The organism is Paraburkholderia silviterrae (assembly GCF_004353915.1).
Lineage (GTDB): Bacteria > Pseudomonadota > Gammaproteobacteria > Burkholderiales > Burkholderiaceae > Paraburkholderia > Paraburkholderia silviterrae.
This window is the reverse complement of record NZ_SMRP01000032.1, coordinates 37,650-61,245: the sequence shown is the minus strand read 5'-3', so window position 1 is coordinate 61,245 and position 23,596 is coordinate 37,650. Positions and strand designations below refer to the sequence as shown.

Annotated in this window: 20 protein-coding genes and 1 pseudogene; 11 read left to right on the top strand and 10 right to left on the bottom strand. The window is 64.4% G+C overall.

Features of this window, described 5'->3' with window-relative positions; genetic code table 11:
* Positions 1 to 83: 83 nt before the first annotated feature.
* The 4 genes from EYW47_RS34865 to EYW47_RS34850 all read left to right on the top strand — a co-directional run bounded on the left by EYW47_RS34865 (position 84) and on the right by EYW47_RS34850 (position 3,862).
* Positions 84 to 1,193, top strand: coding sequence for a sugar ABC transporter substrate-binding protein (locus tag EYW47_RS34865; protein WP_133199360.1), 1,110 nt, complete (start codon positions 84 to 86; stop codon positions 1,191 to 1,193).
* Complete coding sequence (locus EYW47_RS34860; RefSeq protein WP_133199359.1) at positions 1,193 to 2,203, top strand: ABC transporter permease; 1,011 nt, start codon at positions 1,193 to 1,195, stop codon at positions 2,201 to 2,203. Before EYW47_RS34865 ends, EYW47_RS34860 begins: the two co-directional genes overlap by 1 nt.
* Positions 2,203 to 3,048 (top strand): ATP-binding cassette domain-containing protein, encoded by an 846-nt coding sequence (locus tag EYW47_RS34855; protein ID WP_133199358.1) that lies wholly within the window; start codon positions 2,203 to 2,205, stop codon positions 3,046 to 3,048. Before EYW47_RS34860 ends, EYW47_RS34855 begins: the two co-directional genes overlap by 1 nt.
* A gap of 88 nt (positions 3,049 to 3,136) precedes the next feature.
* Positions 3,137 to 3,862, top strand: coding sequence for a FadR/GntR family transcriptional regulator (locus tag EYW47_RS34850; RefSeq protein WP_133199357.1), 726 nt, complete (start codon positions 3,137 to 3,139; stop codon positions 3,860 to 3,862).
* A gap of 152 nt (positions 3,863 to 4,014) precedes the next feature.
* On the opposite strand, the gene EYW47_RS34845 is transcribed toward EYW47_RS34850, so the two are convergent.
* The 3 genes and pseudogenes from EYW47_RS34845 to EYW47_RS34830 all read right to left on the bottom strand — a co-directional run.
* Positions 4,015 to 4,944: a Gfo/Idh/MocA family protein gene (locus EYW47_RS34845; protein ID WP_133199356.1), complete on the bottom strand. Its 930-nt coding sequence runs from the start codon at positions 4,942 to 4,944 to the stop codon at positions 4,015 to 4,017.
* A gap of 58 nt (positions 4,945 to 5,002) precedes the next feature.
* Positions 5,003 to 5,941, bottom strand: coding sequence for a dihydrodipicolinate synthase family protein (locus EYW47_RS34840; RefSeq protein WP_133199355.1), 939 nt, complete (start codon positions 5,939 to 5,941; stop codon positions 5,003 to 5,005).
* Between the two features lie 317 nt (positions 5,942 to 6,258).
* Positions 6,259 to 6,504, bottom strand: a pseudogene (locus tag EYW47_RS34830) (dihydroxy-acid dehydratase domain-containing protein); the annotation flags it as partial.
* A gap of 137 nt (positions 6,505 to 6,641) precedes the next feature.
* Between EYW47_RS34830 and EYW47_RS34825 the strand changes: the two are divergent.
* The 4 genes from EYW47_RS34825 (at position 6,642) to EYW47_RS34810 (ending at position 11,645) form a co-directional block, all read left to right on the top strand.
* The gene (locus tag EYW47_RS34825) at positions 6,642 to 7,709 is read left to right on the top strand and encodes a LysR substrate-binding domain-containing protein (RefSeq protein ID WP_133199354.1); all 1,068 of its coding nucleotides are present in this window, start codon (positions 6,642 to 6,644) and stop codon (positions 7,707 to 7,709) included.
* Positions 7,710 to 7,815: 106 nt separating this feature from the next.
* A complete protein-coding gene (locus EYW47_RS34820) occupies positions 7,816 to 8,673 on the top strand; it encodes a class I SAM-dependent methyltransferase (protein WP_133199353.1) in 858 nt (285 codons plus the stop codon).
* A gap of 510 nt (positions 8,674 to 9,183) precedes the next feature.
* Positions 9,184 to 9,837 carry a YqiJ family protein gene (locus tag EYW47_RS34815; protein ID WP_133199352.1) on the top strand — a complete coding sequence of 218 codons (654 nt, stop codon included), beginning with the start codon at positions 9,184 to 9,186 and terminating at the stop codon, positions 9,835 to 9,837.
* Between the two features lie 68 nt (positions 9,838 to 9,905).
* Positions 9,906 to 11,645, top strand: coding sequence for a flotillin family protein (locus EYW47_RS34810; protein WP_133199351.1), 1,740 nt, complete (start codon positions 9,906 to 9,908; stop codon positions 11,643 to 11,645).
* Positions 11,646 to 11,780: 135 nt separating this feature from the next.
* Here the strand turns inward: EYW47_RS34810 and EYW47_RS34805 are convergent, their stop codons facing one another.
* Positions 11,781 to 12,695 carry a LysR family transcriptional regulator gene (locus EYW47_RS34805; protein WP_133199350.1) on the bottom strand — a complete coding sequence of 305 codons (915 nt, stop codon included), beginning with the start codon at positions 12,693 to 12,695 and terminating at the stop codon, positions 11,781 to 11,783.
* A 58-nt stretch (positions 12,696 to 12,753) separates the two neighbouring features.
* Here EYW47_RS34805 and EYW47_RS34800 point away from each other — a divergent pair, with 58 nt between their 5' ends.
* Together EYW47_RS34800 and EYW47_RS34795 are read left to right on the top strand one after the other, a co-directional pair.
* The gene (locus tag EYW47_RS34800; protein ID WP_240764046.1) at positions 12,754 to 14,295 is read left to right on the top strand and encodes a YfcC family protein; all 1,542 of its coding nucleotides are present in this window, start codon (positions 12,754 to 12,756) and stop codon (positions 14,293 to 14,295) included.
* 32 nt (positions 14,296 to 14,327) lie between these two features.
* On the top strand, positions 14,328 to 15,518 hold the full coding sequence (locus EYW47_RS34795; protein ID WP_133199349.1) for a M20 aminoacylase family protein: 1,191 nt from the start codon (positions 14,328 to 14,330) through the stop codon (positions 15,516 to 15,518).
* A 55-nt stretch (positions 15,519 to 15,573) separates the two neighbouring features.
* Here the strand turns inward: EYW47_RS34795 and EYW47_RS34790 are convergent, their stop codons facing one another.
* From EYW47_RS34790 to EYW47_RS34780, 3 genes are all read right to left on the bottom strand, one after another.
* Positions 15,574 to 16,002 (bottom strand): VOC family protein, encoded by a 429-nt coding sequence (locus EYW47_RS34790; RefSeq protein WP_133199348.1) that lies wholly within the window; start codon positions 16,000 to 16,002, stop codon positions 15,574 to 15,576.
* A 44-nt stretch (positions 16,003 to 16,046) separates the two neighbouring features.
* The gene (locus tag EYW47_RS34785; protein WP_133199347.1) at positions 16,047 to 17,639 is read right to left on the bottom strand and encodes an EAL domain-containing protein; all 1,593 of its coding nucleotides are present in this window, start codon (positions 17,637 to 17,639) and stop codon (positions 16,047 to 16,049) included.
* Between the two features lie 188 nt (positions 17,640 to 17,827).
* On the bottom strand, positions 17,828 to 18,187 hold the full coding sequence (locus tag EYW47_RS34780) for a glyoxalase superfamily protein (protein ID WP_133199346.1): 360 nt from the start codon (positions 18,185 to 18,187) through the stop codon (positions 17,828 to 17,830).
* Between the two features lie 197 nt (positions 18,188 to 18,384).
* Between EYW47_RS34780 and EYW47_RS34775 the strand changes: the two genes are divergently transcribed.
* Positions 18,385 to 19,650, top strand: a complete 1,266-nt coding sequence (locus EYW47_RS34775; protein ID WP_133199345.1) for a tyrosine-type recombinase/integrase — start codon at positions 18,385 to 18,387, stop codon at positions 19,648 to 19,650.
* Positions 19,651 to 20,150: 500 nt separating this feature from the next.
* Here EYW47_RS34775 and EYW47_RS34770 read toward each other — a convergent pair whose 3' ends face one another.
* The 3 genes from EYW47_RS34770 to EYW47_RS34760 all read right to left on the bottom strand — a co-directional run bounded on the left by EYW47_RS34770 (position 20,151) and on the right by EYW47_RS34760 (position 23,223).
* The gene (locus tag EYW47_RS34770; RefSeq protein WP_133199344.1) at positions 20,151 to 20,393 is read right to left on the bottom strand and encodes a hypothetical protein; all 243 of its coding nucleotides are present in this window, start codon (positions 20,391 to 20,393) and stop codon (positions 20,151 to 20,153) included.
* 80 nt (positions 20,394 to 20,473) lie between these two features.
* Positions 20,474 to 22,423, bottom strand: coding sequence for an AI-2E family transporter (locus tag EYW47_RS34765; RefSeq protein ID WP_133199343.1), 1,950 nt, complete (start codon positions 22,421 to 22,423; stop codon positions 20,474 to 20,476).
* Positions 22,424 to 22,584: 161 nt separating this feature from the next.
* The gene (locus tag EYW47_RS34760) at positions 22,585 to 23,223 is read right to left on the bottom strand and encodes an MlaC/ttg2D family ABC transporter substrate-binding protein (RefSeq protein ID WP_133199342.1); all 639 of its coding nucleotides are present in this window, start codon (positions 23,221 to 23,223) and stop codon (positions 22,585 to 22,587) included.
* Positions 23,224 to 23,596: the final 373 nt, after the last annotated feature.

Genomic DNA, 23,596 nt, shown 5'->3' with positions numbered 1-23,596 from the left:
ACTCCCGGTGCCGTCCAGCATCTGCACGCGATCGACTCAACGTCGACCACATCGACCCACGAAGAAGAGAGCCGGAGGAAGACATGGCACAGCAACGGGATGACGACAAGGAAGGCAACAGCAACGGTTTGAACGCCGCGCGGCGGGGGCTGATGCAGGGCGCCGGGCTAGGCGCGGCGCTTTCGCTCATGGGCGCGCTCGGCGGCGCGGGCGGGCTGATTTCGCAGGCCCAGGCGGCGGAGACGGCATTTCCCTCGCACAAGAAGTGGCGGATCGTGTTCGTCAATCACGTCACCACGAACCCGTTCTTCGTGCCCACGCAATACGGCATTCAGGATGCCTGCGCGTTGCTCGGCATGGACTATCAGTGGACCGGATCGGCCACCTCGGACGCGGGCGAAATGGTGCGCGCGGTGAATTCGGCGATTGCCGCCAAGGCCGACGCCATCGCCGTGCCGATCGTCGATCCGAGCGCCTTCGACAAGCCTATCCAGGCCGCGCTCGACGCCGGCATTCCGGTGTTCGCCTACAACGCCGACGCACCGCGCGGCAAGCATAATCCGCGCCTTGCCTATATCGGCCAGGACCTGTATCTCTCGGGCTACCAGATGGGCGAGCGCATCGTGAGCCTCATCGACAGCGGCATGGTCGGGCTCTTCATCGCGACGCCGGGGCAGCTCAATATCCAGCCGCGTCTCGATGGCGCGAGCGACGCCATCAAGAAGTCCGGCAAGAAGATCGACATCCAGACCGTGGCCACGGGCGCGACCGTCAACGAGGAGCTTTCGAAGATCAAGTCGTTCTATCTGGGCCACCAGGACCTGAAGGGCATGTTCGCCGTGGATGCGGGCAGCACACAGGGCGTTGCGCAGGTGATGAAGGAGTCGAACCTGCCTTCGAAGGGCGTGCACGGCGGCGGCTTCGACTTGCTGCCCACCACCATCCAGCTCATCCACGAAGGCTTCCTCGACTTCACCATCGATCAGCAGCCCTACGTGCAGGGCTTCTATACGGTGATGGAGGCGTTCGTGTTCCTCGCCTCGGGCGGCCTGGTCGGTCCGGCCGACGTCAACACGGGCCTGAAATTCGTGACGAAGGCGACCGTCGAGCCGTACCTGAACACCTCGACGCGCTATGAAGGCAAGACCACCAAGCCGCAAATCGTCCCGATGAACGGCGCAATCAAGTCGTGATGGATACAGTGAACGAATCAGGCAAGATCGAAGCGGTCCGCGCGCCCCGGCGCGCGGGCGTTTCATTCGCATCGCAATGGGCGCCCGAGCTGCGCATCCTGCTCGTAGCCGTGCTGCTGGCCGCCTACTTCGAATTCGCGAACCACGATTTCCTGCTCACCAACGCGAGTCTCGTCAATCTCTCGCAGTTCATCGCGCCAGTGGCGATCATCGCGTTCGGCGAAATCATGCTGATGATCGGCGGCGACATCGACCTTTCGGCGGGCATGGTGTTCGCATTCGCGCCGTTCATGATGGTGTTCGCGAACGACGCGGGCGCGCCCATGTGGCTCGCCGTAGTTGCGGGTCTCGTGGCCGCCGCGGTCATTGGCTTCGTGAACGGCGCCGTGACCGTGTGGCTGCGGCTGCCCTCGTTCGTCACCACGCTCGGCACACTCTTTCTCATCAACGGCATCACGCTCACGGTCTCGCGCGGCACGCCCGCCGCCACGCCGGGCTCGACCACGTTCTCCGGCTTCATGGGCGCGTGGGGCTATAGCGAGATCCTCTGGACCGTGGCCATCGCGTTCGCGATGCACGTGCTCTTGCGGCACACGCGCTGGGGCCTGCACACGCAGGCGGCGGGCGCGAACCCGCTCGGCGCGAGCGAGGCCGGTATTCACGTGAACCGGCTGCGCCTCGGCAACTTCATTCTCGCCGCGGTGCTCGCGGGCTTCACCGGCATGCTCGAAGCCTTTCGCATCACCTCCATCGACCCGCAGGCGGGCGGCAACCAGATCATGTTCCTCGCCGTGGCCGCCGCCGTGATCGGCGGCACGCCGCTCACGGGCGGCTCGGGCACCATCGTGGGCGGGCTGATCGGCGCGGCGGTGCTCGGCATCCTCAACGACGGCTTCACGCTCATCGGCATCAACGCGTTCACGTTCAACATCATCCTGGGCGCCGCGATTCTGGCGGCCATGATCTTCAACATCCACGTCGGACGCATACGCCGCAAAGGAGGACGCTGATGGACGAATCGCAAGCCTCCTCTCCCGGGACGGGCGCGGACTCCGGTGCATCGGCCCCCGGTGCAACCGCCACGTCCGATGCGCCGCTCGCGGTGCGCGGCGAGCACCTCGTGAAGCGCTTTGGCGCGGTGACGGCGCTCGACGGCGTCTCGCTCACGCTCGGCAAGGGCGAGATACTGGGCGTACTCGGCGACAACGGCGCGGGCAAGTCCACGCTCGTGAAGATTCTCACGGGCTTTCATCAGCAGACGAGCGGCACGCTCTATATCGATGGCCAGGAGACGCTGCTGCGCTCGGTCGATCATGCGCGCGCGCTCGGCATCGAATGCGTCTATCAGGATCTCGCGCTCGCGAATTCGCTGAGCATTTACCACAACATGTTCCTGAACCGCGAGATCGTGCGACGCGGGCCATTCAGGCTGCTCGACCACAAGCAGATGCGCGAGCGCGCCGCGCAATGCCTCGACGACATCGGCGTGCATGTGCCTTCGGTGGATTTGCCTGTCGAGCGCCTATCGGGCGGTCAGCGCCAGGCCATTGCCGTGGCGCGCGCCGTGCATTCGAATGCGAAGATCCTGTTGCTCGACGAGCCGCTCGCCGCGATGGGCGCGCGCGAGGCGGGGCTCATCATCGACCTCCTGATGCGATTGAAGGAGAAAGGCGGCCTATCCATTATCATGATCATGCACAATTATGCGCAGACGCTCGATATTGCGGATCGCATCATGTTGATGCAGCGAGGCCGCGTGACCTACGAACAGAAAAGTGCGCTCACGTCGGTGGCGGAGCTCATGGACATCGTGCGGCGGGAATACCGGGCCATGCGCACCAATAGTACGCACTGAGCGCACAGAGCACCTCGGGTGCACCGGGCCTTTACAACAGGGGGTGTCGGAGCGGGCCGCCCACACCGGACGCTCCGGCAAGACAAACATGGATTACCGCAACTTAGAGAAACGCAAGAGCATGCACGGGCGCATCGTGCAGGAGCTCGGCATGCAGATCGTGGGCGGCAAGCTCGCGCCGGGCCAGCGTCTGCCCGCGGAGCCCACGTTGTGCGAGACCTATGGCGTGAGCCGTCCCGTGCTGCGCGAGGCCACGCGCGTGCTGGTGGCCAAGGGCCTCGTGGTGTCCAAGCCGCGCGTGGGCAGCGTGGTGCGGCGGCGCGAAGAATGGCACATGCTCGACCCCGACGTGCTGTACTGGACCGTGAACAGCATTCCCGAAGGCGAGTTCTTCCGCTCGCTCTTGATGGTGCGGCAGATCATCGAGCCCGCGGCGGCCGCGCTTGCCGCCATTTCCGCCAGCGACGAAGACCGCGCGCGCATTGCCGCTGCCTATGCACGCATGGAGCAGGCCAAGACGGCGGCCGATCTGCTCGAGCCCGACCTGGAGTTTCACCGCGCGATCATGGCGGCCACGCACAATGACATGCTCGCGTATATCGGCAATATGCTTTCGCTTGCGCTCAGCGAGTCGATCAAGCTCACGAGCCGGCATCCGAATACGCATGCGCTTTCGCTGCCGCGGCATAAGGCTATTCTCACGGCAATCGAGAACCGCGACGCGCTGGCCGCAAGGCAGGCGAGTGTCGTGCAGCTCGATAATGCGCGTGCGGATGCGAATACTATTCTGGGTGGGGCGGCGCTGGAGAGCTAGCCGCGCTCGCGAGCACGCGGCGCCACCCATCGCTGCTCGCGCGCTGCGCCTCTTGCTCATACCGCCCGCCAGCTGCGCCGGAACGAGTCGAACAGCACGGCCAGCAGCAGGATGCTTGCGCGAATCCGGTACTGACGGAAAGCGCGAGGCACTCATCGACCGAAGGCCTCGACCTCGACGTGCCGGCCGAGCAGGGACGCGTCGGCCACGAGCCGCAGCGGACGCACGTCCACGTCTTCGGCCCCGTGCGCGATAAGCCAGTGAAAGCGCTCGTAGAGCGCGGCATACTCGCGCTCCGCCTCCAGCTCGACCGGCTCGCCCGCGATGGCGAGACGCTTGCCGCCTTCGGCGATCGAGAGCAGGCCGTCCGTGGTTTCCACGTCGATTTCCCATTGCTCGACAGGGCCGTGCTGCCAGTCGAACTCGGCGCGCACCGGTACGCCGTCGGTGTCGATGCAATCGAGCTCGGCGGCGATGGGCGTCGCGCAATCGCTGGGCACGTGCAGCGTCGCGCCGCGCAGCAGCACTTCGCGCGGCAGGATGCGCGTGACGATCGAAAGCGCGTTGATGCCGGGATCGAACACGCCGAGGCCACCCGGCTCCCAGATCCATTGCTGGCCCGGATGCCAGCGCCGCACGTCTTCTTTCCAGCGCACGTGCACGGCACGGATCGTCCGTTGCGCAAGCCACGCACGCGCCGGTTTGACGGCACTCGCGCAGCGCGAATGCCACGTAGCGAATAGCGTGCGGTTATGCTGGCGCGCCAGCTCGCGCAGCGCCTCCACTTCGCTCACGCTCGCTCCAGGCGGTTTTTCCAGCATCACGTGCTTGCCCGCTTCGAGCGCGGCGCGCGCCTGCTCGTAGCGCACCTGCGGGGGCGCGCAGAGCGAGACGGCGTCAAGCTCGGACTCGGCGGCAAGCAGCGCACCGATATCGGTGTAGTTGCGCACGTGCTCGACCTGCGCGTTGCGGCTCGCGCTCGCCACGAGCTCGAAACCGGGGTTGCCCGCGATGGCAGGCAAATGCTGGTCGCGCGCGATCTTGCCGACGCCGACGATGGCCAACGTATATGACGCGTTCATGACGACCTTTGCCTCTTGATCGAAACTGGTCAATTCATTACTCTGGATATCGAACCAATCACTTGCCCCAGCGCAGCACGAGCGGATCGAGCCGGCGCGCGATGGCGACCAGTTCGGCGCGCGTTTCAGGATGCATCGCAGGCAACGGATGGCGCGGCAGCTCGCACGCGATTACGCGACCCTCCTTCATGAGCGCCTTGCAGGCGAGCAACCCCGCCTGGCGGTTCTCGTGATTGATGAGCGGCAGCCACTTCTGATAGAGCGTGAAGGCTTCGTCGACACGGCTCGCGCGATGTGCCTCGATGATCGGACGGATGCCGTCCGGGAAACCGCCGCCCGTCATCGAACCGGTCGCGCCGGCATTGAGATCCGCCAGCAGCGAGATGCCTTCTTCGCCATCCCACGGGCCCTCGGCCGCCTCGCCCGCGAGGCGGATCAGCTCGCGCAGCTTGTTCGCGGCGCCCGGCGTCTCGATCTTGAAGTACGCCACCTGCTCGATCTCGCGTGCCATGCGCGCGAGAAACGCCGCGGAGAGCACCGTGCCGCTCGCGGGCGCGTCCTGGATCATGATGGGAATGTCGATGGCGTCGGATACGCGCGCGTAGAACTCGTAAATCTGCTGCTCAGGCACGCGAAACGTCGCGCCGTGGTACGGCGGCATCAACATGACCATCGCCGCGCCCTGCTCCTGCGCGCGCTTGCTGCGCGCCGCGCACACGTTGCTGCCGTAATGCGTCGTGGTGACAATCACCGGCACGCGGCCCGCCACATGTTCGAGCACCGTGCGCGTTATGGTTTCGCGTTCGTCGTCGGAGAGCGAGAACTGCTCTGAGAAGTTCGCGAGAATGCACAGGCCATCCGAGCCCGCATCGATCATGAAATCGACGGCGCGCTTCTGGCTCGGCAGGTCGAGCTCGCCGGTCTCGGTGAAGGTGGTCGGCACCACGGGGAAGATGCCGCGATAGCGCGGCCTGATGCTTGAAAGGCTCGTATTCATATCGTCAGTCCTGCCATAAAAAGTGCATGGGGCCGCGCGCTGACTCCTTGCTCACGACCCGCTCGCAACGGCGTCCTCGCCGCGCGGTGCCGGCCGCAATGCAGCGCGCACCGCGAACGTCACGACAGGATACGCGCGAACCACACACGCGCGCCGAAGCGTTCGAGCGCGAGGTTGCTCGGCACCTCGCAGAGGAAGTAGCCGATGAAGAAAAGGCCCGCGCCCAGACCATAGACGGCGTCGCTCAGCCCCACGGCGGCGTTCATGTGCAGCTTCGCGAAGCCCACCACCGTGCGGTCGACGTAGGCCACCACGTAGGGGAACTCCACGGGAAAGCCACCGGCCTCGTACCCGCCGCGCTTCACGTGCTCGGCGAGCTTGCGGAAGTGCGCATTGCAGGGCGTGAGCTCGGACCACGTATTGCAGATGCCGATGATCGGACGACCATCGAATTCGTGATCGGGGATGCCCTGATTCTTCATCCAGCTTCGATACATGAAGCCGTTCTTGTCCGTGGTGCCGAACCACTGTTGGGAGCGCAGTTTGGGTTTCGTTGCCGACATCGTCCGGGTCTGTAGGGAGCGGTCGGCTCAGTCTAGGGAGAAGTCTGATAACTTTCTAATGAAAAATCGGCTGCTTTCGATATCGATTTCGGCATTGGTATAAACACTGAAAACTATTTGGGACAGGCAGGCGAAACATGCTCGATTCGAGCCCCTGGTACGTGCGCACGCGGCTCAAGACGCGTCAGTTGCTGCTGGTCGTCGCGCTCGCGGAGGAAGGCAATATTCATCGCGCGGCGGCGTCACTGAACCTGACGCAGCCCGCGGCCTCGAAGCTCCTGCGCGAGCTCGAGGAGATGCTGGGCGCGGTGCTGTTCGAGCGCCTGCCGCGCGGCATGCGGCCCACGCTTTACGGCGACGCGCTGATCCGGCACGCGCGCGCCGTGCTCGGCAGCCTCGACCAGGCGCAGGAGGAGCTCGCCGCGCTGAAGGCCGGGCGCCTCGGCCATGTGGCGGTGGGCGCGATCACCTCGCCGGGCGTGCGCGTGCTGCCCGCGGCGGTGGCGGCGGTCAAGCGCACGCATGCGAACATGCGCATCTCCGTGGAGATCGACGCGAGCAATGTGCTGCTCGAACATCTCGCGCAGGAGAAGCTCGACGTGGTGCTCGGGCGGCTTTCCGCCGAGCACGACAACTTGCAGTTGCGCTACGCGCCGCTCACGGGCGAGCCGGTGTGCGCCGTGGTGCGGCCGGGGCATCCGCTGCTGGAGGCCGCGCGTGAGTCTATGGATGACAGCGCGGATAAAGGTGCACGCGAAGGTGCGCACAAACGGACGCCGGATGCAGCACATGCACGAGCCCACGCGCCACTCACGCTCGCCGACGTGGCCCGCGCCACCTGGGTCGTGCCGCCGGTCGGCAGCGTGCTGCGCCATCGCTTCGAGCTGATGTTCCAGCGCGCGAGCCTCGCGCCGCCCTCGAATGTCGTGGAAACGCCCGCGCTGCTCTTCATCACGCGCGTGCTCGAGCAAAGCGACATGATCGCCGTGCTCACCGAGGACGTGGCGCACTATTACGCGGCGCACGGCATGGTCGCGGTGCTGCCGCTGCCGATGGACTGCCAGATGGACGACTTCGGCATCATCACGCGCGCCGACCGCCTGCTCTCGCCGGCGGCGAGCGTCATGATCGACGCGCTGCGTGCGGTGAGCGCGGAGATTTATGGGGTAGGCCCCGGCATCGATCAGGATCGCGGGACAGGTTGACGATGGTTGAGCGCCAGCGCCGGATACACTGTCCGGCGTTGCGCCAGGCGCTCGGGTGATCGCGCCCAATAGCGCGCCGCATAGCCCGCGAAACCGGAGAACCCTCATGCAAGACCCGAAAACGGCCACACCCGATTCCAGCGCCATCCGCGTCGCGCTCTGGCGCGCTCTGCATCTGGAAGTCGATGCCGAACCGCACGTGCTCAACGACGCAATCGGCATGCAACTCGCCGCACTGGACGCGAACTGGCGCAATCGCCCCGACATGCATCCCGAAGGCACGCGCGGCTATCGCGCGTCCATCGTCGGCCGCGCGCGGTTCATCGAGGATCTCGTCGCCGCGCAGGCCGATGCGGGCGTCGCGCAATACGTGATTCTGGGCGCGGGCCTCGACACGTTCGCGCAGCGCCATCCCGAGATTGCCGCGCGGCTCCACGTGTATGAAGTCGATCAGCCCGGCACGCAGGCATGGAAGCGCCAGCGGCTCATCGAACTTGGCTATCGCGAGCAGGCGTGGCTGCGCTTCGTGCCTGTGGACTTCGAGGCGGGCGAGTCATGGTGGACGCTGCTGGCGAGCGCGGGGTTCGATGCGAAAGCACCCACCGTGGTGGCGTCCACGGGCGTGTCGATGTACCTCACGCGCGAGGCGAATCTCGCCACGCTGCGCCAGATCGCGCAGCTCGCTCCGGGATCGACGCTCGCCATGACCTTCACGCTGCCGCTCGATCTCGTCGACCCTGCGGAGCGCGCGCAACACGAGGCCGTTTATGAACGCGCATGCGCCGCGGGTACGCCGTTTCTCAGCTTCTTTCGTCCGGAGGAAATGCTTGCGCTTGCGAAGGAGGCCGGCTTTTCGAAGGCCGGGCATGTGAGCACCGCCGATATCGTTGCGCGGTATTTTGCTGGACGTAGCGATGGGCTGCGGCCCTCAACGGGGGAGTCGTTTTTGGTGGCGACGGTTTAAAAAGCTCGAGTGTGGAGAAACAACTTGCGGGAGCGAATATAGCCATTGCGCCAGCGTATCGACATGACATTCGATCTCCGAAATAGAAACGTGCGCCCCGAGCGCGATTCACGGTTCCGCCGGCTAGGAGACTGGATCGTGTGGCCTTTCAGGATGCTATGCAAGGCGCTGGCCTTGATCCTGGGGGTGGCATTCAGCATCGCAGCCGGGGGAAATGCCGATCTCCCGAGTACCCGTCGTGGCTGGCTCTGGCTACTTGGCATATTCGTCGCGCTAGTAATCGCCTTCCTCGTCCTGGCACGCATGGATTTTCATTCGCAGGTTCTAAGATAAAATCTATGCGCGACAAATATTGCCATTTTTTGACAATCTTCCTCGCTCAATTCAATACATTTTCGATTCCCACGCTCCGGGGCATCCACACATTGAGTGCGCCCATGAAACATCCCGCATACTTCATGGATTCGATATAGACTCGAACCTGAATATCGCAGAGACAGAAAACAACACATGACCTCATTGCTGCAACCGGGATATGCGCCATTCATAATGGCAATCGGGATAATGATCTCAGTCGGCGTGCTGGAAGGCCTGACACTGTTGTTCGGCTTCAGCGTAACCGGGCACGCAGGCAATTTGATTGAGCACCACTTCGAGATCGATCACACGGGAGCCGGTGCCGAAACAGGAGTCGTCGCGCAGTTTCTGGGCTGGCTGCATATCGGCCGTGTGCCGTTTCTTATCCTGCTCGTTCTGTTCCTCACCGGATTCGCTGTTGCAGGCCTGTTACTGCAGTCGATCATGCAGGCGCTGTTCCACTTCATGCTGCCGCCTTCGCTTGCCGCCTGCGTGGCACTGCCGCTGTCCTTGCTGTTCGTTCGCAAGTCGGGCAAGCCGATCGGCCGTCTCGTGCCGCAGGAAGAATCGAGCGCGCTATCGGAAATCGACTTTATCGGCCGGGCGGTGCGCATTGTTACGGGGCAAGCCTCGCAAGGCAATCCGGCCGAGGCGCGTTTCGTCGACGAATTCGGTCAGGCGCATTACGTTCGAATCGAGCCTGACGATGCAGGGCAGGTATTTGTACGCGGGCAAACGGTATTGATCGTCGCTCGCGTCACGGGATCGTTGTATCGGGCCATCAAGAGTCCGCGTCACGATGGATGAAGCGCGGCCGGCGGCTTATGCACGCCGGATTTCGTTGTTGCCATTTACGTTGAGAGTCGAATAAAGCAATGGATACGATCATATTCTGGGGGGCCATCGGATTGGCGGTGGTCGTCGGGCTGTGCCTGATCGGGCTGATCTTCGCGCGTCTGTATGTGCGGGCGTCGGCCGAGCGGGCGTTTGTGCGCACGGGGTTGGGCGGCCAGCGGGTCATCATGAGCGGCGGCGCCGTCGTGCTGCCGGTGTTCCATGAGGTCATTCCGATCAACATGAATACGCTGAAGCTGGAAGTCAGCCGCGCCTCGCGTGACAGCCTGATCACGAAAGACCGCATGCGTGTCGATGTGGTGGTCGCGTTCTTCGTGCGCGTCAAGCCTACGGCGGAAGGCGTGTCCACCGCGGCGCAAACGCTGGGCCAACGCACGCTGGCGCCCGAGAATCTGCGCGCGCTCGTCGACGACAAGTTCGTGGACGCATTGCGTTCGACCGCCGCGCAAATGACGATGCAGGATCTGCAGGACGCTCGCGAAAAATTCGTGCAAGGCGTGCAGAACACGGTCGCCGAGGATCTCACCAAGAACGGGCTGGAGCTCGAAAGCGTTTCGCTCACCAACTTCAACCAGACCTCCAAGGAGTATTTCGACCCGAACAACGCGTTCGACGCGGAAGGTCTCACGAAGCTCACGCAGGAAACGGAGCGCCGCCGCAAGGAGCGCAACGAGGTCGAGCAGGACACCGAAGTTTCCGTGCGAGAAAAGAACCGCGACGCGCTTGCCAAGCGGCTCGAGATCGAGCAGCAGGAAGCCTTCATGAAGCTCGACCAGGAGCAGCAGGTGAAGACGCGCGCCGCCGAGCAAAGTGCGCGCATTACCGCGTTCGAGGCGGAGCGCCATCAGGAAGCCGAGCAAAGCCGCATTGTCGCCGAGCGTCAGGTGCAGGAGTCGGAGATCGATCGCGAGCAGGCAGTGCGTTCGCGCAAGGTCGAAGCCGAGCGCGAAGTGCGCGTGAAGGAAATCGACCAAGCCAAGGTCACGCAGATCGCCGAGCAGGAAAAGGCAATCATCATCGCGCAGAAGTCCGAGGCCCAGTCTCAGGCACAGGCGCGCGCCAACGAATCGCTTGCCGAGGCCGTGAAAGCGGAGCAGCTCGTCGAAACCACGCGCCGCACGGCGGAAGCCGATCGCGCCAAGCAGGTCGCCCTGATCGAAGCGGCGCAGGAAGCCGAGACGAATGCCGTGCACATCACGACCAAGGCGCGGGCCGAACGCGAGGCGGCGCAGATGCAGGCCACCGCGATCGTCGAACTGGCCGAGGCCGAGCGCAAGAAGGGGTTGGCCGAGGCCGAAGCGCAGCGCGCGCTGAACGATGCGATCAATACGCTCTCGTCGGATCAGACCAGCCTGAAGTTCAAACTGGCCTTGTTGCAGGCGCTGCCGGCGATCATCGAGCAGACGGTCGAGCCGATGAAGTCGATCGACGGCATCAAGATCATCCAGGTCGATGGGCTGAACCGTCAGGGCGCATCGTCCGCCGATGGCACGCCAGGCGCAGGCGGCGGGGCCGGCGGCGGCAATCTCGCCGAGCAAGCCATGTCGGCTGCGCTGTCGTATCGAGCGCACGCGCCGCTCGTTGATTCGCTGCTCAAGGAAATCGGCCTGGCTGGAGATTCTCTGCAGTCGATGCTGCCGGGCGTGACGGGTGCACCGTCCATCTCTTCCGCGCACGACAAGCCACTCCGGGTCGCGGGCGAACCACACCCCACGTCTGGCGCGGGCGGACAGAACCCCGCGATCAACGGCGCGGCATGAAGCGGCAACCATGAATCCGCGGCGCGTGCATCGTCTGATGCACCAACGTTTCCTGAAGATCGATATCGCGCGCCGCGTCTGGACACATGTCGTCAGGCACGTATGCCCCGAGCGCAGCCCGTGCCGCGTCTCGCGCTACACCGTCGACATTAGCCTGACGATTTCCCGCAGTAGATAGTTCGCAGCCGGGCCCAGTCTGCGGCCAGCCCGAGTGATCACGTAGCGATCGAACGTGCGTGCGATTGGGTGGTCGACCGGCACGGCCTTGACCTGACCGGCGGCGATCCGCTCCTGAGCAGCCCCGCGCGTCATGAATGCAATGGCCAGGTTTTGCGCCGCAATGGCAGCGGCTGTCGAAAACCGGTCGCAGCGGAATGCCGGCACCCAGGTGCGTCCAATATCGGCCAGGATCGCATCGACATGGGCCTGCAGCCCGAACTCCGCGGGCATGAAGACCAGACGCTCGTTCTCGAGCTCCTCCATCTTCACCGACTTGCGCGACGACATCGGATGGCCGACCGGGAAGATCGCGCATAAAGGCTCGCTCTGGAACATGCGCGCGTTCAGTGTCGGATCGTTCGACGCGCCGATGGACACGCAGATATCGACCACGTCCTCCCGGATCATGGAGATGAGCTGGGGCAGCGAGCCGGTGCGCAGCTCTACGACGATGTCGGGGTATCGCTCCAAAAAAGGCCTCAAGACGACCGAGACCAGACTCGTCGTGATGCCCTCGCCCGCGGCGATCGTGACCTGCCCGCGCCGGAGGCTGCGGTATTCATCGAGCTGGGCGCGGAATCGGCGGGCATGGCGCTCGCAGTCGCGAAAATAGTCGACCGCCATCTGACCTGCTTCGGTCAACTCCATTTTCCGGCCGCGGCGCGTCACGAGCGAAAGCCGTAGTTCTCGCTCGGCAAGGGCGACCTGCCGACTGATTGTCGAGACGTTCACATTCAGGCCAAGCGCGGCCTGACGCATTCCGCCGTACGTCGCGATCGCGACCAGGTATTGCAGCGTGCGCTCCGAGAGGCTCCGTTCAAAGGGATCCAATGAGGGCTCCAGTGTTGCATGTCATGCAACATTTTCGCAGCAGCGCAAGCAACTTTCCATGCCCGTTTTCGCTGATACTGCGCCCCGGAGCCGGTCAAGGGATGTTGACGCCCCCAAGCCGGACAAAAACAAAGCGATTGCAACTCGAGCGCATCGATGGAGGAGCCCCATGAACGACACCAGCCAGCCACTTGAAGGCGCGCAGCAAGAGCGCCAGCCATCCCGCGTGAGCGCAGGCAAGGAGCCGATCAGTCCCTACGCGCTGCTTTTTCTCATGCTGGTGCTGGCCGCGCTTGCCACATGGCTCGTGCCATCAGGCGAATTTTCCCGCACGCTCAGCAGCGGCATCAGCTTTGTGGTGCCGAACAGCCTGAAACCGGTCGCACAGCACGGCGTGATGCCCGGTGAGATGTTCGTGGCGCTCGCCAAAGGGATGATCGTCTCCGCGCCCATCATCTTTCTCATTCTGTTCACCGGCGGTGCGCTGGCCGTGCTCGAAGCAACGGGCGCCGTGCGCAGCGCGCTCGCCCTGGTTGCACGCCGGGAAGGGACGCGCACGCACATCGCCGTGATTGTCCTTTGCGTGGTCTTTTCGCTGCTCGGCACCTTGGGTGTGGTGACGAACTCGGTTGTGGCGTTCGTTCCGCTCGGCCTGCTGCTTGCGGAATCGATGGGACTGCGCAAGGAGATCGGCGCAGGCCTGATCTATCTGGGCACCTATGCCGGCTTCAACACGGGCATCCTCAATCCGGTCACGACGGGATTGTCGCAACGCCTGGCCGGCCTGCCGATGTTTTCCGGCATGACCTTCCGGGTGTGCATCTACATCGCCTTCGTGGTGGCCACCATCGTGTTTCTCATCGCACGAGTTCGCGCGGATCGCATCAGCGGCGTCGCGGTTTGCGCACCGGCGCAGGACGGGAGCATGGCTGCCTCGTCGTCACGGCGACTCGACGCCCGGCAAGCCATCGTCGTCGGCATCGTGCTCGTCTGCCTGTCGGTCTTCGTCTACGGTTCGTCGACGCGGCACTGGGCCGAGACCGAAATGATCGCGATGTTTCTGGTCATGGCGATTGCCTCTGGAGTCGTGAGCGGCATTCGCCCGGGCAAGATCGCGGACACCTTCCTTCACGGCTGCAGCGGGCTCATCAAGGGCGCGCTCGTGGTGGGCATGGCGCGCGCCATCTCGATCGTCCTCAGTGAAGGGAAGATCCTGGACCCGATCGTCAACATGCTCGCCGGATGGCTTGCCCCGCTCCATTCCACGGCGGCCGCGATCAGCATGTTCCTGAGCGCTGCGTTGATTCATGTCGGCATCTCGTCCGGATCGGGCGAATCCGCGGTGCTCATCCCGATCTTCGCTCCGCTCGGCGACGCGCTGCACCTGACCCGGCAGGTCACGGTACAGGCGGTGTTGCTCGGCGAAGGCTTCATCAACTGCTTCAACCCGACTTCCGGTGTCCTGATGGCTGTCCTCGCAACGGCCGGCATTCCCTACTTCAAGTGGGTGCGGTTCGTCTTGCCTTTGCTGGTTGCCTGGTTCGCGATCAGCGTCGTCGCCATTGCAACAGGCGTCGCCATGCAGTGGGGCCCCTTCTAGGGTCTGCTCACCCGTTTTTTTCTGAATCGAACATGCTATTACCTGACCTCAGCTCCGTCTCCGACCTGCAACCGCTTGCCGACGACATGCGCAAGCTCCGCTATGCGCTGCATTGCTGCCCTGAACTGGCGTTCGAGGAAGTGCAGACCGCAGAGATCGTGGCAAGCCGCCTGAAGGAATACGGTTACTCGGTCGAGACGGGCATTGCCGGCACTGGCGTGGTCGGCACGTTGCGACTGGGCTCGGGCGAGCGCCGCATCGGAATCCGCGCCGACATGGACGCTCTGCCGATCGATGAGCTCAACACCTTCAGCCACAAGAGCCTGCGTCCGGGCCGCATGCATGCGTGCGGCCACGACGGGCACACCGCCATGCTGCTCGGCGCGGCCCGACACCTCGCGCAACGCCAATGCTTCGACGGCACCGTGCACCTGATCTTCCAGCCAGCCGAAGAGCGCGGCTATGACAGCGGGGCCAAGCGCATGGTCGAGCAAGGACTCTTCACACGGTTCCCCTGCGACGCGGTGTTCGCCATGCACAACCATCCTGGCGCTCCGGCAGGCACGTTCATGTTCCGCAAGGGAAACTTCATGGCCGCGGGCGACCGCGTGTTCGTGAAGATTGTGGGCAAGGGTGGGCACGCTGCCCGCCCCCATCTGGCCAACGACCCGATCGTGGCGGCAGGCAGCATCGTCATGGCCTTGCAGACCGTCGTGTCGCGCAATGTCGACCCGGCCCAGTCCGCGGTCGTGACCATTGGCAAGATCGCCGGCGGATCGGCGCCCAACGTGATTCCGGGCGAGGTCGAGTTGAGCCTCAGCGTCCGCTCGTTCGACTCAAACGTGCGGCGCATGCTCAAAGAAAGAATCACCAGGCTCGTGCATGCACAAGCCGATAGTTATGGGCTCCACGCCATCGTCGACTATGTGGAGGGGTATCCGATGGTGACCAACAGCGATGCCGAAACAGAGCTGGCGATAGCGGTCGCGAAAGAGCTGGTTGGCGCGGATCGGGTGACGGAGCAGATGGCCCCGTTGATGGGCAGCGAGGACTTTGCGTACATGCTGCAGGAACGCCCCGGCGCATTCCTGCGCATCGGGAACGGCCCGACCGATGGCGGGAACACCCTGCATAGCGCGACCTATGACTTTAACGATGAGAACCTCGTCGTCGGCTCCGCATTTTGGGCAAGACTGGTGGAGCGCTATCTGCCGATCCAATGAGCGATCGCTGGCGGCGGTCTCTAACCACTCGCGTGGGTCACGCCCCCGGGCGCCGTCACTTCTCTTCACGCATCGCTGGCGTAAAGGTAATGCCCACCAGCAACCCTTCCGGCCCGATGAAGCGACTGACCACCTGGCCCCACGGCTCGTTCCGGTTCCTGACCAGCATCCGATACCCTTGTGATTCAAGCTCCGCCGTAGCCGCTGCGACGTTCTCGACATCGAACTCGATCCAGGCTTGCGGGATGGGCACGTCGCGAGGCCACGAATCCGTGCCGAAGCACGACTGGGCGGCCTGGGGGAGCGGCCACAGGGCGAACGTGTTTGCGCCTTTCAGACGCTCCGTATGGAGGTAGCCGTCCTTCTCTTCCTTGAAGGGGATACCGAAGGCGCGACTGTAGAGGGCGCGGCTAGCCTCGCGTTCAACCACAATCGGACCAAAGCCTGCAATGAACAGGGCCCTGGCTTTGGGGATCTCTTCCATGGCTTCTCCTTTGCCGCGAATGCGCCAGGCTACGCGGATGGAGGCTACAACGTGGTGAGCCTGGCTGCCTCCTGCGGCTTCTCGCGTGCGAGTAGCCATGCCATCAGTTCGATCACGGGCATGGCCTTCGCGAAGTACCAACCTTGTACGTACTGCACGCCCCTCTCTCTGAGATATTCCACCTGCGGTGCGGATTCGACACCCTCGGCAACCACTTCCAGACCCAGCTCATGCGCCATCGCGATGATGTGCGGCGCGACGATGCTCGAGGCACTGTCCTTTGCCATTGTGTCGACGAACGACTTGTCGATTTTGAGAACATCCACCTGGAAAGTCTGGAGGTAGGAGAGACTGGAGTAGCCGGTGCCAAAGTCGTCAATGTAAACCGGATGCCCAGCAGTCCTGAACGCTTCTATTACGCCGCGAGTCTCATCGGCATTCATGAAGCGGCGTTCGGTGGCTTCAATGCGTATCTGCGAAGAGGCAATGCCTGTGCCTTTGAGTGCATTCGTAAGGAGGTTAAGAAACCGATCGCTGCGTAAATCCTCACTGCTCAAATTGATCGATGCGTAAAACGTCGGGTCTGCACGGAAGAGCGGCGACAGTTCCGCAATGGTCCGTGCAAGCACCAGATCGGTAAGCGGCTGGATCAGATGATTTTGCTCGGCGACAGCGACAAAAATCTCGGGGGAAACGTAACGGCCATTCAATTGCCACCTGACCAGGGCTTCGACGCCCACGCATCGATTGTCTGCAAGCCTGACAATGGGCTGATATACGACTTGGATTTTCTTGCGTGCGATGGCCCATTCCAGCGTCGCAGTGAAAGAAAGCTGATGCGAAACGCGCTTGTACGCGAGCCAACCGAAGCCAGCGCCAAGCGCAACGCCGATGGAAAGCCACATGGCAAGCAGTTTCGGCCAGTCGCCAACGAGGCTGCTTCTCGGCGCCTTGACGACCACAGCAAGCGGTCGCGTTGCGGACTTTGCGACGGCGTAGTACCACCCCTGAGTGTTCAACTTGCCGCCGAGCTTCCAGGCGTTGAGCATCTCATCCTTGTTCGCGCCGGACGACAACGCGAATAACGTGCCCGTGGCAGTATTGATTGCCGCGATCGGGCGTCTAGCCGGATCGATCAGGTCGACGTAGGACTTGGGATCGATAAAGACGTAATGTCCGTTGCGGCCAACCTGAATATCTTCACGCACATCGCTCAATGGGCTTTTGCGCATGAACCAGACCGAATAGCCGTCGGCACTTCGCCAATCGGGCGGCGGCAATGCCAGGTGCTTCGTGCGCACATCGCCGAGCAGCGGCGAGCAGAGGTATTGCCCATCGCTATACGTGCCGGCGTCCTGGATGTAGCCGTAGTTGAAAATCACGCGTGCCGCTTGCGCAAGGTTCTCCGGAGAACATGAAGCGCCCGGAAAGCGGTCCAGTTCTGCGAGCGCGGCAAAGGCTTGATACGTGACCAGTTCCGAGCGCATGAGCGCCTTTGCTGCGAAATCGCGCAACTCGTTCTGATCCCGCCGCTCGACATCCTCGTCCGCGACGTAAATGCTCGTCAACACAGGCGCAATCGTCGCGATGCATCCCAGCGCAATCGAAACCGAAATGAGCGAAAACCGCTTAATCATTTAACCGCTCCGACCGGTTACGACGACGATCGCAAACCTGGAGGCAGACAACGCGCGGCGTTAAAAGATTCGTCGAACACCCCGCCCAACAATAGTATCTGGAGCGATTTTATTCAAATGCATAAGGGATTCGCTGGCGTTCTCGCCATGGCGCGATCGTCTTTTACGGTATCCGACAATCCCCCGCCCTAACTCAACTCGCAAAACCGCAGCATATTCCCGAACGGATCGGTAATCTGCACCTCGCGGCCCCATGGCATCTCCTCGATGCCAGGCCGCGCGTAAGCGTAGCGCTTCGCGCAGAGCTCGCGATGAAACTCGCCGATATCCTCAACCGGCAAAAAGAGCGCGGTGCCGGGCGTGCCGTCGCCGTGATGCTCGCTCAGATGCAGGACCAGCGCGTCGCGATGCACCTGCACGTAAAGCGGCAAGTCCGGCTCGAAGCGATGCTCCCAATCGGGCGTGAAGCCCAGGTAGTCGATATAGAACGCATACGCTTTCTCCACCGAGAACATGCGCAGGATCGGAATGGGGGCAAGCAGTTTCATCGCGAAGCGCCATAGGGTGAGGTCAAGTTCGCGCCGGGCGGCGCGAGTCTGCGCGATTATCGCCGTTGGCGGCATTTCGCGGCGCGCGGTTGCCGCGCTATAGTTCCCACCTGAAATGCCCCTGAACTTCGCCGCCGCATCGACACACCCACGCTTGAGCGCATCGCCGCTATATCGCACCGCCGCACCGACTGCCCATGCAAACCGCTCTCCTCGCTCCGCGCCCGCTGGACGCACTCGAACTTCCCGCCGATCTCGACGGCCGTGACGGCGCGAACCGCGCGCACGGTCGCATGCAGATCGCGGCGGCGAACGACCTCGACGCCATCCGTGCGTGGCTCGCGCGCGTCGCGGACTCGAAGGCGACCTTCGAGACCTATCGCAAGGAGTCGGAGCGGCTGCTCCTCTGGTCGATCGTGCAGCTCGGCAAAGCGCTTTCGTCGCTCACGCACGAGGATCTGGTCGCGTACCAGCATTTTCTCGCCGATCCCCAGCCCGCCGCGCGCTGGGTCGCGGGCGGCGGACGCAAGCACGCGCGCGACGACGCGCGCTGGCGGCCCTTCTACGGCCCGCTCTCCGCGGCCAGCCAGCGCCAGGCCATGGTGATCCTCAACGCGCTGTTCTCCTGGCTCGTGAGCGCCGGCTATCTCGCGGGCAATCCGCTGTCGCTCTCGCGTCAGCGTTCGCGCCGCGCGCAGCCGCGCATCACGCGCTATCTCGAACGCGAGCTCTGGGAGGACGTAAAGGCCTACGTCGAGAGCCTGCCGCGCGAAAGCGAGCGGCAACGCGAGCGCCACTCGCGCGCGCGCTGGCTCCTCACGCTGCTTTATTTGGGCGGCCTGCGCATCTCCGAAGTGGGCACGAACACGATGGGCGACTTCTTCGCGCGCCGCGACGGCGCGGGTGCGCAGCGCTGGTGGCTGGACGTGCTCGGCAAGGGCGAGAAACGGCGGCTCGTGCCCGCCAGCGCGGAGATGATGGCGGAGCTCGCGCGCTATCGCCGCGAACGCGGTCTGCCCGCGCTGCCCGCGCCACACGAAACGACGCCGCTCGTGCTGCCGCTCGGCAAGTCGACGAAGCCGCTCACGCGCGCGGCGCTGCATACCATCGTCAAGGAGATCTTCGCGGGGGCGGCGCAGCGTCTGCGCGAGGCGGCTGCGCGCGAAGCGGAGCTGTCTGGAGTCACTGAAGTGCAGCACGCGACGCAAGCGGCCACGCAAGCGGAATCCCAAGCGTCAGCCCGTGCGGCCGCCAGCGCGGCGCGTGCGGCGCGGCTCGAAAGCGCGTCGGCGCACTGGCTGCGGCACAGCGCGGGTTCGCACATGGCGGACGGCGACGTCGACCTGCGGCTCGTGCGCGACAACCTCGGCCATGCCTCGCTCAGCACGACGAGCCTTTATCTGCACAGCGACGACGACCATCGTCATCGCGAAACCGAAGAGAAGCACCGCATCGACTGGTGAGTGCGCCACCGCGCGCGCTTCAGACCAGCAACTGCCGCGAGAGCACTTCTCGCGCCTGGCTGACCATCTCGCGCTCGGGCAGATGCATCGGCGCTTGCATGGGATGGGGTAGCGGTGCCGGATTCGAAGCGCCGCGTTTGTCTGACCGTCGCCTGGCAGGATGCAAGGAGGCAGGCAACGAATGCAGCTGCGATGGAGCGTCTTTCGCGGCCAACGTTTGCATCCAGGGTTGCCGAGAAACGGGTTTGTCCGCATTCAACGCGGCGCGGGGGCGACCGTTAATCAGGTCATGGAGCAACGCAGCGGGCCAGTTGACTTGCGGGTCCGCGCGCCGAGCGCCATACCCTGTCCCCGTTCATTCTGGGACCATGCAGAGTCGAAGTTATGCGCGCCGGCGGGCAACTGTCGGCGCTTTTTTTTGCGCGGCGGGATGTGCAGGCCGGACGACCCAAGCCAGATGGCCCAGCCCGGATAACCGTCAATGAACGTCAGCGCGCGCCTCAATGCGCGTCGCAGCTGCTCATGTCCTCGTGCGCGAAGTATGCGGGCTCGACGCGGCCAAGCGCGTCGAGCAGCGAGCGGCCCGCCATCGTGAGCGACGGCAGGTGGAGGCCTTCGCCGCGCTGCACGAGCGCGACGAGCTGGTGTTCAAGCAAGGTGTCGAGTTCGTGGCGGTTCATGTCGATCTGCTCCGGCGCGTGGCGGATCAGCATCAGTGTTGCAAACTCGTGAGGGCTCAGCACTTCATGTCTCCTGGCAATGCCGCAACCAGAGGGGCATAGGGCGCATATCATCGTGCCTCAATGTGACATCAGCGTGACTGTCACATTCTCGCGTCCGCTTGCCTTTGCTCTGGCGCCTCCGGCCGGTCCGCGAGCGCCGCGCCGCATTCCTCCACGAGGTCAAGCAGCGTAGCGGCGTAATGCGTGCCGAAGTCATCGGCGATGCTCGGGCCCTCTTCGCGCCGCGCCGCCCGCACGCCCACGATGATCGGCACGGCAGGCGCGCGCTCGCGCAAGCGCCGCACGAGATTGCGCAGGTACGGCGGCGATTCCTGGGCGTCGAGCGACACCACGCAGATGGCGTGCGTCGCTTGCGCGTCCACCATGGCCCCGCGTGTCGCGCGCATCTCCTCGTAGGTCGTCGCCGTACAGGGGACGTTGGCGCGCACGAGCAACTGGCAGACGATCGCCACCACCACTTCGTCGAAGGTGCCGCGCCCCGGCACGCACAGCACGACGCGCCCGTCTTTGGGAATCGCCATGGGCGCCTCGTCGCCGCCCTCGGCGGACTTGCGCCCGCTCGCGTCAACGCTTGCGGCGTCGCGCGAGTCTTCCACCGATTCCAGATCTTCCACGATGTCGAGCAGCGCCTGATTGATGCGCGCGAGCTGCTCGGCGGGCAGCACGCCGCGCAGCACGTCGTTGCGCGCGAAGCGCAGGCCCTCGAACACCACCTGCTCGTAATAGTCGATGAGCGGCATGTCCACGAGCAGGCGGTCGGCCTGCACCAATGCCTCGTGCGGATCGTCGGCGAGCAGGCGCTGGTAGCAGGTCTGTGCGTGCGTGAGCGCCGGCTGGTCGCCGAGCAGGATGGTCAGGAAGTTCAGGCGGTCCACGTAACGGCCGAGCGTGACGATGCACAGCGTGAGCGGCGTGGACAGCACCAGCCCGACCGGGCCCCAGAGCCAGGCCCAGAAGATCGCCGCCACCACCACCGCGAGCGGCGAAAGGCCTGCGCGGCGGCCATAGAGCATCGGCTCGGCGAACTGTCCCGCCACCACGTCGACGACGATGAAGAAGATCAGCGTCGACACCGCCATGGTCCACTGCGGCTGAATGGCGGCGCCCAGCAGGGTCGCCATGACTGCGGCGATCCAGATGCCGATGTAGGGCACGAAGCGCAGGAGCGCCGCGAGCGCCCCGAACAGCAGCGCGCCCGGCACGCCGATGCCCGCGAGCCCGATGGCGATCACGCCCCCCACCGAGACGTTCACCCCCAGTTGCGCGACGAAGTAGCGCGAGAGCCGTTCGGAGGCGTCGTTGATGGCCGTGGTGGTGCGGTGCAGGTCGTCGGAGCCGAACACGCTAATGAGCCGGTCGCGCAGGTCCTCGCGCTGGAACAGGATGAAGATGGTCACCACGAGCACGATGAAGCCCGTTTCGAGCGGCGCGATGGCCGGCGCGAACGCCCTGCGCGCGAGCTGCAGCGGCGTGGGCGCGGGCGTGTGGACCTCGACGGGCATCGGCTGCTGCGGCTGGTTGCGCGCGGCGCGCCCGCGCGGCTGCGGCGGCGCGGGCGGCGGCGTGGGCGTGATGCGCTGGAGCGCGGTGGCCGCGCGCGTCATCAGCGAGTCGGCGCGGCCCACGGTCTTTTCCTGCACCGTTTCCGCCTTCTCCATGATGGCTTCCTGGTACTGCGGCAGGTCGGCCGCAAGCTGCACGACCTGCGCGGCGATCAGCGCGCCCACGCCCGCCAGCGCGAGCACGGTGGCGAGCACCGCGATCATGATCGAAAGGAACTGCGGGATGTGCAGCCGGTGCAGCGCGTTCACGAGCGGTGCGAGCAGAAAGCTCAGCAGCACCGAGAGCGTGATCGGTATGAGCATGGGGCGGCCGAAGTACAGGCCGGAGACCACCACCACCCCCGTGACGACTGCGGCGAGCGTGTGCAGCGTGGGCGTGCTCGACGCGAAGACACGGTTGCGGCGGCCCGGCGACAGTCCGTTCGACTGCTCGGGGTATGGCCTCTCAGGCGGGCTCTGGAAATTCATGGCGAAGCGTTGGCTGGTCGGGCGATCATGTCAGACGCGCATCTTGCGCGCCTGAGTTCAGGGTAGTGCGTGCGGCGCCAGTCCGGCGAGAACTGGGCAACAAGCTGACAAAAGCGGGCGAGAAGCGTAGCGCAGACACGTCCCTCGGGAAAGGGCTGCGATCAAGGCTTGCCGGCCTCCAGTTCCTGATTGTGCGAGGTGAGGTACTGGATCAGGCCATCCACGCCGGACTCCTGAATCTTGTCGTTGAACTGCGCGCGATAGGTCTGGATCAGCCACGCGCCCAGCACGTTCAGGTCGTAGAGCCGCCAGCCCTGGGGCGTCTTGTACAGACGGTAGTCGATCTCGACCGGCTTGCCGCTCGTCTGCGCGAGCGTGCGCACGACCACGTCGGTGTCGCCCGGCGCGTTGCGCATGGGCCCGTATTCGATCTGCTGATCGGGCTTGAGCTGCGCGAGCGCGCCCGAGTACAGGTGGATCAGCAGTAGTTGAAACTGCTCGACGATCTTTTGCTGCTGCGCGGGCGTGGCGGTGCGCCAGTGCCGGCCCATCGCGAGCTGCGTGGTGCGGCGGAAATCGACATAGGGCAGGATGTCCCGGTCGACGATAGCGCGAATGCGCGGGATGTCGTCCGGCGCGATGGCCTTCGTGCGCACTTCGTCGAGCACCTGCTGGGTGGCCGTCTTGATGAGGGCCTGGGGATCCGACTGGTCGACACCCTGCGCGAACGCGCTCGCGCTGAAGGTGAACCCCATGGTGAACCACGCAAACAGCGCGCCCAGGAAAAAGAGCTTCTTCATGCGATTTCTCGTCCGTGTCGATCGTTGGGATGCGGTGCGGCCGCGCGAGGCGTGCGCCAGCCTGCGCGCCACGCCGGCCGACACTCAGTCTAATGCGTTGGCGCGCGCCACGTGAGGAGGCCGGGAACAAGACTGTGGTGTGAGGCAGGCGCGTGAGGCGCTTGCCAGCGTAACCCAACGCAGCGCCGCGCGGCGCCACGGGCGCGCTGCGTTACATGTGCAGCGGTTTTGTTACATCCGGGCGATCCGGGCGCCGGCACGCACGCTTTGCGCGAGGCACTATCCGGCTCTACGGACCGGCCTGCGAAGATCCAACCCCAAATGACAAGTATCAGCGACAATGCGTCGCAACATATATCACGTTGCGATACAA